Genomic DNA, 12,981 nt, shown 5'->3' with positions numbered 1-12,981 from the left:
TTAACTCACTTTTCCCCAAGTATCCTTCAGATCCACCACACGATGAAAAGCACGAACAGATCCCTCTTTTAATTCATTAACACAATAATACCCCAAGCGTTCAAATTGGAATACTTCACCTAATGGTTGATTAGCTAAAGCCGGCTCGCAATAGCCTTGCTTTATTTGTAATGAATTATGATTTAAAAACTGGAAAAAATCTTCTTCTCGACCAGGATTAGGATCATTGAATAAACGATCATATTCCAATATAGTCACTGGATATGCGTGTTTGCAAGATACCCAATGAATAACCCCCTTAACTTTTCTGTCTTCAGGATTCTTTCCTAAAGTATTTTCATCATAGGTACAGCGTAATTCAAGAATATTTCCTTGTTCATCATAAATTACATCACGGCATTTAATCACGTAAGCGTGACGTAACCGTACTTCAGCACCAGGTGATAAGCGATGATATTTTTTGGGTGGCTCTTCCATAAAATCAGAACGCTCGATAAAGATTTCTCGTGAAAACGGCAAATCACGTGTGCTTGAATGTGGATCTTGTTGATTATAAGCGGGCTTTAATAGTTCAGTTTTGTCCTCAGGATAATTTTCAATGACTATCTTTAGCGGTTCCATAACACATAAAGCACGCTTCGCTATTCGATTCAGCTCAGCACGGACACATTCTTCGAGTACCGACATATCAATTACTGAATCACTGCGTGATACACCAATTACTTCGCAAAATTGACGAATTGCTGCGGGAGGATATCCGCGTTTACGCATTGCTCGCAAAGTAGGCATTCGAGGGTCATCCCATCCAGACACTGCCTTTTTTTCAACCAGTTCACGCAACTTACGTTTAGAAGTTACGGTGTGTGACAAATTTAAACGGGCAAATTCTGTTTGTACCGGTTTCGCAGGTAAGGGTAAATTATCAACAAACCAATCATAAAGGGGTCGGTGATCTTGAAACTCTAAAGTACATAATGAATGAGTAATTTTTTCTAAAGCATCAGAAATAGGGTGTGCGTAATCATACATAGGATAAATACACCATTCATCACCTGTGCGTTGATGATGTGCATGACGAATACGATAAATTACAGGATCGCGCATGTTCACATTACCTGATTGCATGTCAATTTTTGCTCGCAATACATGTGCTCCATCAGGGAATTCCCCAGCTTTCATACGCGCAAATAGGTCTAAACTTTCTTCAACAGGCCTATTTCTGTAAGGACTTTCACGACCAGGTTCCTGTAGAGTGCCGCGATATGCACGAATTTCATCCATACTTAAGCTATCAACATAAGCCATACCTTTTTTAATTAAAGATACAGCGAAATCATAAAGCTCATGATAATAATCTGATGAGTGGGTCATAGCATGCCAATCAAAACCTAACCAACGAACATCTTCAATAATGGCATTGACATACTCTTCTTCTTCTTTAATAGGGTTTGTATCATCAAAGCGTAAATAACAAATTCCCCCAAACTCTTGTGCCAAACCAAAATTCACACAAATAGCTTTAGCGTGTCCAACATGCAAATAACCATTAGGCTCTGGTGGAAAACGGGTAATTACAGATTTATGCTTACCACTGGCTAATTCATCAGCAATCAGTTGTCTTATAAAATGAGCTCGCTTTTCAGTTATTTCAATCATCGTTTTATCCATTATTGTCCATAGCATGTCGCATGGAATAAATTAAATCAGCTCCGGCTTGTAACATATCATTATTCGTATTATAAGCATCAAGTATGCGCGTAATTAAAGCAGCCCCTACAATAATACCATCAGCAAAACGAGCTATTTCTGCTGCCATTTCTGCTGTTTTTATGCCAAAACCTACCATTAAAGGAAGACTGGTTTGAGTTTTTCGGTGTAAATATTGGGCTTTTAAAGATGCTGTATCAAGTGCATCAGACCCAGTGACGCCTTTTAAAGACACATAGTATAAATAGCCATTAGCAAACTTATTTATTAAGGCCATACGCTCGTCTGAAGTTGTAGGCGAGCAAAGAAAGATACTGTACAAACCATATTTTTGCCAGATTTTAGCAATTTCTTCGCTTTCCTCAGGAGGTAAATCTACTATTATGGTTCCATCAATACCTGCTTCTGCTGCTTGTTGTGCAAAAAGCTCATAGCCAAAATGCTCTATAGGATTTAAATAACCCATGACAATCACCGGGGTTTCTTGATCCTGAACACGAAATTCTTTGACCATATTTAATACAGTATGGCAGTGCACGTCTTGAGCAAGTGCACGCTCCATAGCGCGTTGAATCACTGGTCCTTCAGCCATAGGATCGGAAAAAGGTATACCTAATTCTAAAATATCTGCTCCCGCTCTCACTAATTCATGCATTAAATTCACAGTGACCTCAGGATAAGGATCTCCAGCTGTGATATAAGGACTGAGCATTTTTTTACCTTTTGCCTTAAGGCGCATCAAGGTGCTGTCAATTCGGTTCATACGCTAATTCCATCAATTTGTGCCACTGTATGCATGTCTTTATCGCCACGCCCCGATAAATTCACGATAATATTTTGATTTACGGGCATTGTCTTCGCAAGTTTCATTGCATAGGCAATAGCATGACTGGATTCAAGTGCAGGAATAATGCCTTCGATACGGGTTAAGGTTCGAAACGCATGCAACGCTTCATCATCATTAATTGCCTCATAAATCGCGCGCCCAGTATCCTTCAAATAAGCGTGTTCAGGCCCTACACCAGGATAGTCAAGACCTGCAGAAATCGAGTGAGTGTCCTTAATTTGACCGTGTTCATCACAAAGCAAATAAGTTCGATTACCATGTAAAACACCTGGTATTCCGGCTATAAGCGAGGCGGAATGTTCGCCACTATCCAAACCTTTTCCTCCTGCTTCCACACCATAAAGAGCAACTGCTGTATCATTCAGAAAAGGATAAAATAAGCCAATCGCATTAGAACCTCCACCTACACAAGCAACTAAAGCATCCGGCAAACGGCCTGTTTTTTCTAAAATCTGTGCTTTTGCTTCAATACCAATTACTGATTGAAAATCTCTAACCATTTGAGGATAAGGGTGTGGTCCTGCAACTGTTCCAATGATATAAAATGTATCATCAATATGGCTCACCCAATCCCGCATGGCTTCATTCAATGCATCTTTCAACGTACGTGATCCTGCTGTTACAGGAACAACCTCCGCACCCAGCAATTTCATGCGGTACACATTAGATGCTTGGCGTTTTATGTCTTCAGCTCCCATATAAACCACGCACTCCAAGCCTAATTTAGCAGCGACAGTAGCTGAAGCCACCCCGTGTTGTCCTGCTCCTGTTTCAGCAATGACTCGGGTTTTTCCCATCCGCTTAGCGAGTAATGCTTGTCCCACAGTGTTATTAATTTTGTGGGCTCCAGTGTGATTCAAATCTTCTCGCTTTAGGTAGATTTGTGCGCCACCGATTTCCTGGCTTAGGCGTCGAGCATGATACAGTGGATTAGGCCGTCCTACATAATCCTTTAATTCAGCATGCAATTCTGCGAGAAAATCAGGATCTTGTCGGTATTTTGCGTAGGCCTCTTCCAACTCTTTCAAAGCATGCATCAACGTATCCGCTACAAAAATACCGCCATAAGGACCGAAATGCCCACGTTCATCAGGAAGTTCTTTCTTGTTCATCAATTTACCTTTCTCAACTTCTTAAAATATATTCTGGGCACAGCAAAGCAACATACTAAGCGTCCTCAAATCCCAGACTCCGCTTCGCGGTACCTAATTTACTATCTATTCAATAACTTCTGCATAAACCGACTCATTTTGCCATGATCTTTAATTCCAGGCGAGACCTCAACTCCACTGCATAAATCTACTGCGTAAGGATGACATGATTCAGTTGCTTTAAGCACGTTAGATTCATCTATGCCCCCAGCCAATATATAAGGTTTTATATCTTTTGGAATAATTTTCCAGTCAAAAACAAGCCCTGTTCCTCCTCTTGCTGCAGTAGAAGGCGTATCTAATAACAAAGCATGGGCCATCGAAAACTCTCGTGCTGCTTGTTGTATACATTCTGCCGAATCTGCATGTATCGCTTTAATAAAAGGTTTTTTAAATTGTTGGCAAAATTCTGCTGATTCATCACCATGAAATTGCAAGAACTGAATTGGCAATTCCTCTATTATTTTTTGCACCAAATCTCGTTCAGGATTCACCAAAACAGCTACAGAATCCACAAGTGCAGGAAGATCTCTGAGTAGAATCTTTGCTTGTTCAATAGAAATAAATCGGGTGCTTTTTGAATAAAAAATTAAACCAATAGCATCTACGCCTAAATTTACAGCACAGGCAATATCTTCGCTACGCGTCATGCCACACATCTTGACTCGTACACGTGATGAATTCAATTATTTCTCCAAAAGAAACATGGGCCCCGGGCAATTCTGTAATATAGAAAACTCTTGCGGATAATTCACTTGTACTAAATACAATCCATAAGCAGGTGCTGTTTCAGCACCTAACCGTCTATCTTTTGCCTGAAGCACTTCCTCCACCCAAAAAACGGGTCTTTTTCCTGAGCCTACTGCAATCAGAACACCAGCAATATTTCTTACCATATGATGTAAAAAAGCATTAGCAGTAATATCAATTATTACCAAATCCCCCATACGATTCACTTGAAGTTTATACACATTCCGCATTGGAGTATTCGATTGACATTCAACAGATCGAAATGAAGTAAAATCATTTTCTCCCAATAAAACCTGGGCTGCCTGATGCATTAGACGATGATCTAATTGTCTGTATTGCCATGTTACATTGCTACGCAACAATGCTGGTCTTATTGCACTATTATAAATCACATAGCGATACCGTCTCGCAGTTGCAGAATATCTTGCATGAAATTCTTCAGAGAGCTCTTTTCCCCATTTCACGCAAATATCTTTAGGTAAAAAAGAATTTACACCATGGATCCATGCACGAATACTGCGTTGCTTTTCGCTGTCAAAATGAATTACTTGATTTGTTGCATGCACACCAGTATCAGTTCTCCCGGCACAAACTACGGATATAGGAAGATCTGCTACTTTAGATAAAGCATTTTCTACAGCCTGTTGTACGGTATGCAATCCTGTTTGTGCTTGCCAGCCATGATACTTGCTACCATCATACTCAAGCACTAAAGCGATTCGCATTGATTATTCCTGATAAAAGGGTCAATTTATAATACAGCATTTGTTTTGTCTATACTTTAACTGGAATTGATTTCAAGTTTATTAAAATATTATCGTCATTTCTTACTGAAACCCAGAGTTCATCGTGTTTATTGGCAATTCATTTGACTCTTCTACGCCCAAACGATATGAATCTCTAATATTGTTTTTTGCTAAGCTGGTTGTTGTAAAAAATACGCTACACGGTGGTAGTGGAAACAAAAAGTCAATAAACCCAGATTTTTAGCTTAAATTGTATACTACCAACTCCTCATTCCTGATCGATAAATTAATCGTTGCTTTGCTGTCTTATGTTGATTTATTGAATTCATTTATGATAGTTTCTCGGTTTCCAATTAGAGGTTAGCGTATCTATAACAATTTGTATTAAAAATTCGAGACTTAAATTTATGAAATGGAATTTATTTTATCCATGTATTACTGCCCTATTACTCGTATGTCATAATACCTCTTTTTCTCAAAATTCTGAATACGTACAAAAGCCATCACTCCAATCGGTTTTTAATGCTCAGGGCAACTGGTTTATCTCACTTGGAGCAGGAGTACAATTTCCTGAGCTGCACTCTCAGATACAAGTAAATAATGGATCTGTATTTTCAGCACCTTACAATTATGATCAATACTCAATTACCAGTGACAAAGGGGCGGTTATTGCAGCAACTGTAGGCCGTCGATGGCAAAACGACCATATTTGGTTTCCTTCTTATTCACTTGGCCTATTTTGGCAGTATTTTTTCAAGACCCAGCTCAATGGTCAAATTACACAATACTCCTTACCCCAATTTACTAATTACAATTATCATTTTGATTTTACTTCGAACCTCCTGCTAATTTCAGGCAAAATGAATCTATTTAAGCATGGAATGTTTTCACCTTATATCAATGGAGGTATAGGGAGTTCATTTAATAAAGTCTCTAATTATAATGAAACAGCATTAGAAGGCGTGACACCGCGCGTTAGTCCAGGATTCAGAACAGCCAATACCAGTGAATTTGCCTACAACATAGGTGCTGGTATAGATATACATTTGTTATCCCGGTTTATCTTTTCCTTAGGTTATATTTATCAGGATCTGGGTCCATACCCTTCGGGTAATGGAACTGGAACATGGTCAAATCAATCATTAAATCCAGGCTCTTATCATTCCAATGAAATTTTAGCCAGCATGAGTTATCTTTTTGACAAATAATTTATGTAATAGTGAGCATTATAAATGCTCATTATGGTTAAATGATCTTTTAGGTGATGGAATCTCTTCAAGTTTAACATCTTGTCTTTTTGCAATCGCATCTTTGAATTTGATTCTAAAGTCTTTAAATGAATCTGCTGACTTCTCTATTTCAATTTTTCCTTCTTTGTTTTTAGCGCTGCTAAAAACAGATTTCCTTTTCCATGCAATAGCATCAAGTAAATTGGTTACAGTCTCATGATTTGAACTTAATAATTTAGCTCGTTCCTCTATTGGGACATTCGCAAGGGCTCTCTCGATTCTACGTGCTTTCCTATCCATCCCTATGGTATACCATTTGTTTCTAGCATCAAATTTCTTGATAAGATTTTTTATCTCTTGATTTTCCGAGGAAGTTAAACCATGAATTATTCTCTCCATTTTTTGATTTTGTTTCGTTATTTGATTCAACCGCTCATCCAAATTCCCACTCTGCATTATTGCTTTATCGCAATCGTTTAGAAACTTATCCATTTCTTTATCGTTTTTACAGACTTTTAAATGAATTAAATCATTTTTTAACCTTTGATACACAGCTATATCGCTTCGAAGTTTCAATTGAACTTCTTCTAATTTTGTCCTAAAGCCAATTAATTTGATCCCAAATTCGTCTATTGATCGTACATCACGTATTGTATTTTGTCTTTCATCCCTGAGAATTAATAAGGGCATAACACTCTTATCATCAAGTTTAAGATTACTGATGTCCTTCATGAGTTGCTCACACCTGGGAGCATTTTCACTCAATAGCCTTTCAAGTTTATTATGCTCGACATTTAAACTTCTCCCAAACCTATCTAATTTCTCCCTAAAGTCATCTATTGAAGTAGCATCACGTACTGCATGTCGCCTTGCATCTTGAAGCATTGCTAAAGGGATGATATTTTGACTATCAATTTTAAGGGCGTTAATTTTCTCAATGAGCTCGTCACACTTATCAGCGCTTTGCTTCAATTTTTCTTGCTTTACCAAGTCTTTTTTTAATTTCGTCTCAAACTCGTCTAATTTTATCTTTAAATCATCTACTGATTTTGCATGGCGTATTGCATCTCTTTGTGCCTCTTTAAGCCTGGATAGAGACATATCATTTTGATCAGCAATTTTAAGCGCGCTGATTTTTTTCATGAGCGCATCACACTTATCAGCACTTTCTTTTACTTTATCTAATTTAATATTTATCTTTAACGCGGTAGCATCTTTGTCAAATCCAATATTATCGATATCAGATCTTATAATATTTACTACTAATGGTTTTATTTCACAATCAAGTACTGAACTTAAATTACTCACTTTACCTAATATATCTTTATAAGTTAGCTCAAAATAAAGTCCTAACTCTTGTAATTTTTTAGCAGCATCATTCAAACTCATTCTACTGTCAGGAGGATCTTGTATTAGCTGCTTTATCAACCGCTTATATTCTTTACCAATCTCGCTCTTAAATATCGGAACGTTCAGATCAATTGAGTCAGGCCAATAACCAGTAAGATAGCTATATATATTACGCCCTAAAAGAGAGGCATGTAGATTTTCTGCCTTAAATGAAGAACTATCTATTTCCGTTGGCATAAACCCGGGAGTACGCAAGATACACACATGTTCATTTCCGGGGATTGTTTTAAGGTATCCCCCTCCCTCTGTAAATACAAAACTTTTAGTATCCGCCAAGCGTAGTTGTTCTCCCTCCACCAACCAATTAGTCAACTTAGCATCCGGAAAACAACAGTTAGCCGCTTGAATTCTCATGAACAATTGGGTCATTTGTCCCATAATATTACTGCATTCTTGAAATGTTTTATCTCTGCTTATTGCTCTAACCCTTGTACTGTGGTCTTCTACAGAACCCGATGTACAAAAATCGGTTATAAGTAATGTTCTAGAGACGATGTGTCCTTCATCATTCACCCCTCTAACCTGTCGATCCGCACCTATTGAACTAAAAACATCCCCCATACTTACACGTAAATGTTGCTCGATATGCCTTGGCATCCCCAGCCGGTTGTCAATTTTAAGAATTTTAATACTTCCATACTGAGGATCAGTAACATCAATATTTGTCACTTTGTAATTCCTAGAGTTACTACCTCCTAAAAATTCAATTGAATACTTGGTACAAAAATCCCTCCATTGATTTGCTTCATCAGAATAATCCATCAAGTCATATAATCCATTCAAATCACTTTGTATTCGAGACTTCATTGAAGGATCCATGTCACTTGTACCTTGATGTAAAATTTCCATTAATCGATCTGCTTTATCAGGCGACATATCCGAGATAATCCGAGTGAAAAGGGAATCAGAACGCCCTTGTCTCAACATGGTATTAATCCCATTCTCAGCATATGCTTTCTTCATCTGGAGAAACAAATTCTTTTTTAATTCATGAAATCCAATTGCTGTCGCTAAGGTATCTGGTGGAACATGGAAGTCAATATAGTTTATTGCTTTTTGCATTTTAACTAAGGCTGCTTTTTTAGCTTCAGGTTTTCGAGCATCATTATATTCAATTATTGCGCTATTAAGATCTTTGCGAAATTTTTGAAAATCCGTTAAAGCTAAACCCAAATGATCATCTTTAGATAATTTGACAAATTTTATTTTAGGGAGAGAAGAAGGCGAAGAATCTTTTTTGCCAAATAATCTAGCAAACATAATATCACCTTAAAATACAAGGTTAGCGATTATTTAAAATATAGACTATATTTGGCTCATAGGTGGGGGCATAAAAATACCTTATATAGGTATAATATATAAATGACTCATTTGGGAGCTAATTATGATAACGAAGTTTGAAGCACTATGTAGAAGTCTAGACATAAAAGACCCTCCACTAGCCCAAGACTTGGATAAATTAATTAATTGGTGTGAGCAAACAGTAAGTACTGATCTCCACTTTGAGGGAACTCTTCTGGAACAGTTTACAGCTTATAAAGATTTGGCAACAGGCTTTCTTGAACACATTAAACCAAATACTCAAACTGATAATTTGACGATGCCTGTGCCTGCTTTAAAAGGTATGACTTCGTTACAATTTATCGTAGATTTTGGGCTAGATAGCTATTTGAGAACACTAAAACCATCTGCTAAACAAATAAATACTAAAATAAATCATAATACATTACTCCAACTAGCAGCTGCACGAGGCCATTACCATACGACAGAAACTTTATTATCACTTGGAGCAAATCCGCAAGAAAAAAATGCAAAAGGAGAGTCCATCCTATTTTCTACTTTAATGCTTCCGATACTACATAATGAAAGAATGAAAAAAAATAAGCAGTTAATTTTTATGTTGTTAAGTTGCTCTCCTGAAAATATTTTGAATGAAAGAAATCAGTCTAATGATACACTTTTGCATATTATGTCCATATATGGCTATGATAAGCTGATAGAAAATCTGCTCTCACACCCTCAAACAAGAGAACTTGCCTTTATCTCTAATAATTTAGGCCATTCTCCTGTTCATGCCGCCATTTTAAATGCACAACATCATTGTGCTAAATTATTGCTTGATATTGATGGAGTAGCGCAATTAACTGATGCAAAAGGACGTAATGCGCTGCATTATGCGGCTAGATATGGCGACAATGATATGGTGAAAATATGTCTTCGAACCTGCCCCAAAGATTCGCTTGATAAACGTAGCCAAACACCATTAATCATGGCATCAATTGCAAATAACATTAAAGCGGTTCAAGAATTACTTAACTATGGCGCCGAAATCAATAAAACAGATGCAGAAAATAAAAGCGCGTTACATTATGCAGTTGAAGCAAATCATTTAAATATTGTCAAACTATTACTCGAATCTCCCGATATAGACGTAAATTTGAGTGATTGTTATTACCAGACTCCTCTTGAGTTAGCAAAAAAAAATACTTCGGAAGGTGCTCTGATTCATCAATTACTCATTAAAAATGGGGCTCACATCCATAGAGCAGAATGCAACAAACCTTAGGGGAATGAGCGCGCATATCACCAATACCAGAGTGAGCTAAAATAGTACTTTCCAACCAAATAAACGGACATATGTATGAATGTACTTCACTTTTCATTCAATGAATACTTGCAAAAACGTATGAGCTCCACGTTATCCGTAGAATATTAATAAATTAAGACTTTCCCTTTATCTCAGCAAGCAAGCGCTTTGCTTCTTCTTTTTGTGCCTTGGTACCATGTCTAAGTACATCATCTAATGAGTTTAAAGCGGATTCTTTATCTTCCATTCCAATATATGTTCTAGCCAGAGCCAAAAGAGTATCTAACGCTTTTTCATTTTTTAAGGAAGAAAGATCCACTTCATTGTGGGTAGGGTTCTGTAGATCTGGGGGGGATAAAGTAAACTCCAGGCCAGGTTCATTCTCGCTGTCGGCTTCTTTAGAATAATCTGTATCATGAATAAGCCCTTTTGCAATTGTGTCATATAAACCTGATTCAAATTCCAATAGGTTTTCTTCAGCCCCCTCCTCTTTAGACATACTTTGATTTTCATGATCTGATTTCGTTAATTGATCGTCATCTAAATCTGATGTGACATCTTCATTGGTGACAGCTGATTCAAATTCCAATAGGTTTTCTTCAGTCCCCCCCTCTTTAGACATACTTTGATTTTCATGATCTGATTTCGTTAATTGATCGTCATCTAAATCTGATGTGACATCTTCATTGGTGGCAGCTGATTCAAATTCCAATAGGTTTTCTTCAGTCCCCCCCTCTTTAGACACACTTTGATTTTCATGGTCTGATTTCGTTAATTGATCGTCATCTAAATCTGATGTGACATCTTCATTGGTGGCAGCTGATTCAAATTTTAATAGGTTTTCTTCAGCCTGAATCTCTCTAGATACACTTTTATTTTCATGCTTTGATTTCGTTAACTGCTCTTCATCTAAATCTAATGTGGCATCTACTACACTTATTGCTCCTGATCGTTCTTCACTATTTCCTGGTTTATGGGGAAGCTCAATAGAAGCAGAAGTTCTTTCTTTAGAATCATCAATGCCCTTTAAATTTTCTACCTCTGTTAATGGATCCGAAAATTGAGGTTCAGGAGTTAATTTTATTTCTGGCTGCGACGGTCGCTCGCTTGCCCTAACTTCTACCATGGGCTCTTCTTTTGTATTCAAAGGAGATTCAATCAAAGCTGAATCCGCTTCCACAGAATGGGTTGGTTGTGATTTATGATTCTGTTTCTCTTCCTTACGTTTAAAATAATAAAATACGATACTACCTGCACCTGTTGCAATAAGTAACCAAATAATCAAAGACCCGAAATTAGAGGGTATGCCGCTAAATAAACCAGAGCTGCCCTGCTCAGCAATACGTTCTTGTAGCAAGGTTTGAACTTGCTTATGTAGTGATGTAATTTCCCTATCGCGCACATCCAACTGCTTTTGTAATTTTTTATTTTGTGTTTGTAATAAGCTTAATTGCTCTGTTAATAAAGCATTAGATTCTCGTAAAGAGTCTACTGCCGCAGTTGTAATCGATATTTCTGCATTTAAAGTCCTACTTTGTTCGTAGCTAATTTGTTTTTGATTTTCCAATGGCGGTAATATGCTTACTGAGGTAGGCTCAGATTGCGTCTGATTCGTTACAGGAAGAGCCGAGCCTGAAAGTTTTGGCACTGGAGGAATTTGCGAATACTCAACTGGAGGAGTTATATTGGATGTTTGTCCACTCATGTAAGGCGGTGACAATACATGATTAATTGCTGTTTTTTCATTCCATGCTTTATCATGGGCCATCACTTCAAGTGTCGCTAAATCAGCTGGAACCTTGATAAATTCTTGAGCAGATGGAATCTTCAAACGAACCCCAACCTTTAATCCGTTTAAATTGCCATCAGTAAATGCATCAGGATTTGCACCAACGATTGCTAGAACTATTTGAGGTAAAATGGTATCAGATGTTTTATATCTTTGTGCAATTTGCCATACATTTTCTTGAGTAACTGTAGGACCATAGACTTCTTTCTTTATGTTATGAATTTTCTTATTTGATGAAACAACAGTATTTGAACGGTAATTAGAGAACTGTCGTTGATAGGTCAAGCCACTTTGGGCAGTTGTACTTGCTAGTTTATAACCCGGAGGATCTAATAATACCGTATAGACTTTATAGATTTGCCCTTTTGACCAAGTTAAATCAATAATCAGTTGCAAATAAGGTTCTGTTATTCGCTCTGTAGAGTAAATAACTAGAACAAATTTCCTTTGCTTATTTTTTTTTAATTTCAAAAAAAAGGGAATCCGCTTCTCCCGGTCGCTCTACACCAAGACTTTGGTAACTTTGAGGATCCGCTATGCTAACGCGAACATTCGATAATGAGATCTCATGTACATCGATTAAGTTCACTTCTGCCGCAAAAGGTTGTTCAAGGGCAGACTTTACTTTCATTTCGCCTAAACCTAACGCATCAACACAGGTTGGCAAAGTAAGTGCAAATAAAGCTGCAAACAAGACATTTTTTTTCACTAAGGAGCTCCACGCCCTTTGGAGTTGAACTAGCTTAGGGCTTAATATAAAAAAAG

The 12,981-nt window shown here is 37.4% G+C and carries 10 protein-coding genes; 2 read left to right on the top strand and 8 right to left on the bottom strand.

What is annotated here, in order from left to right:
* The 5 genes from EKG34_RS01040 to truA all read right to left on the bottom strand — a co-directional run bounded on the left by EKG34_RS01040 (position 1) and on the right by truA (position 5,180).
* Positions 1-1,656, bottom strand: a complete 1,656-nt coding sequence (locus EKG34_RS01040) for a glutamine--tRNA ligase/YqeY domain fusion protein (protein ID WP_003632120.1) — start codon at positions 1,654-1,656, stop codon at positions 1-3.
* Positions 1,657-1,660: 4 nt separating this feature from the next.
* Positions 1,661-2,470 carry a tryptophan synthase subunit alpha gene (gene trpA, locus EKG34_RS01035; protein WP_003632121.1) on the bottom strand — a complete coding sequence of 270 codons (810 nt, stop codon included), beginning with the start codon at positions 2,468-2,470 and terminating at the stop codon, positions 1,661-1,663.
* Positions 2,467-3,666, bottom strand: coding sequence for a tryptophan synthase subunit beta (trpB, locus tag EKG34_RS01030; protein WP_003632122.1), 1,200 nt, complete (start codon positions 3,664-3,666; stop codon positions 2,467-2,469). Before trpB ends, trpA begins: the two co-directional genes overlap by 4 nt.
* Positions 3,667-3,767: 101 nt before the next feature.
* Positions 3,768-4,391, bottom strand: a complete 624-nt coding sequence (locus EKG34_RS01025; RefSeq protein ID WP_003632123.1) for a phosphoribosylanthranilate isomerase — start codon at positions 4,389-4,391, stop codon at positions 3,768-3,770.
* Positions 4,392-5,180, bottom strand: a complete 789-nt coding sequence (truA, locus tag EKG34_RS01020) for a tRNA pseudouridine(38-40) synthase TruA (protein ID WP_003632124.1) — start codon at positions 5,178-5,180, stop codon at positions 4,392-4,394.
* A gap of 428 nt (positions 5,181-5,608) precedes the next feature.
* On the opposite strand from truA, the gene EKG34_RS01015 reads away from it, so the two are divergent.
* Entirely contained in the window at positions 5,609-6,409 is an 801-nt protein-coding gene (locus EKG34_RS01015; protein WP_003632125.1) for an outer membrane protein, read from the top strand.
* Between the two features lie 18 nt (positions 6,410-6,427).
* On the opposite strand, the gene EKG34_RS01010 is transcribed toward EKG34_RS01015, so the two are convergent.
* On the bottom strand, positions 6,428-9,100 hold the full coding sequence (locus EKG34_RS01010) for a hypothetical protein (RefSeq protein ID WP_003632127.1): 2,673 nt from the start codon (positions 9,098-9,100) through the stop codon (positions 6,428-6,430).
* A gap of 124 nt (positions 9,101-9,224) precedes the next feature.
* Between EKG34_RS01010 and EKG34_RS01005 the strand changes: the two genes are divergently transcribed.
* Positions 9,225-10,406 carry an ankyrin repeat domain-containing protein gene (locus EKG34_RS01005; protein WP_012979001.1) on the top strand — a complete coding sequence of 394 codons (1,182 nt, stop codon included), beginning with the start codon at positions 9,225-9,227 and terminating at the stop codon, positions 10,404-10,406.
* Between the two features lie 154 nt (positions 10,407-10,560).
* Here the strand turns inward: EKG34_RS01005 and EKG34_RS00995 are convergent, their stop codons facing one another.
* Complete coding sequence (locus tag EKG34_RS00995; RefSeq protein ID WP_242616746.1) at positions 10,561-12,687, bottom strand: FimV/HubP family polar landmark protein; 2,127 nt, start codon at positions 12,685-12,687, stop codon at positions 10,561-10,563.
* Positions 12,668-12,925, bottom strand: a complete 258-nt coding sequence (locus tag EKG34_RS18470) for a type IV pilus assembly protein FimV (protein WP_223800006.1) — start codon at positions 12,923-12,925, stop codon at positions 12,668-12,670. Before EKG34_RS18470 ends, EKG34_RS00995 begins: the two co-directional genes overlap by 20 nt.
* Positions 12,926-12,981 lie beyond the last annotated feature (56 nt).

Origin of the sequence: Legionella longbeachae (assembly GCF_004283175.1) — a bacterium.
GTDB lineage: Bacteria > Pseudomonadota > Gammaproteobacteria > Legionellales > Legionellaceae > Legionella > Legionella longbeachae.
The sequence above is the reverse complement of the archived record's forward strand: the minus strand, read 5'-3'. Positions and strand labels throughout refer to the sequence as shown.

Excerpts from the sequence above, each read along its gene's own strand:
- EKG34_RS01005 (WP_012979001.1), top strand. The coding sequence starts at position 9,225 with ATGATAACGAAGTTTGAAGCACTATGTAGAAGTCTAGACATAAAAGAC.
- EKG34_RS01015 (WP_003632125.1), top strand. The coding sequence starts at position 5,609 with ATGAAATGGAATTTATTTTATCCATGTATTACTGCCCTATTACTCGTA.
- EKG34_RS01010 (WP_003632127.1), bottom strand. The coding sequence starts at position 9,100 with ATGTTTGCTAGATTATTTGGCAAAAAAGATTCTTCGCCTTCTTCTCTC.
- trpB (WP_003632122.1), bottom strand. The coding sequence starts at position 3,666 with ATGAACAAGAAAGAACTTCCTGATGAACGTGGGCATTTCGGTCCTTAT.
- EKG34_RS01040 (WP_003632120.1), bottom strand. The coding sequence starts at position 1,656 with ATGATTGAAATAACTGAAAAGCGAGCTCATTTTATAAGACAACTGATT.
- trpA (WP_003632121.1), bottom strand. The coding sequence starts at position 2,470 with ATGAACCGAATTGACAGCACCTTGATGCGCCTTAAGGCAAAAGGTAAA.
- truA (WP_003632124.1), bottom strand. The coding sequence starts at position 5,180 with ATGCGAATCGCTTTAGTGCTTGAGTATGATGGTAGCAAGTATCATGGC.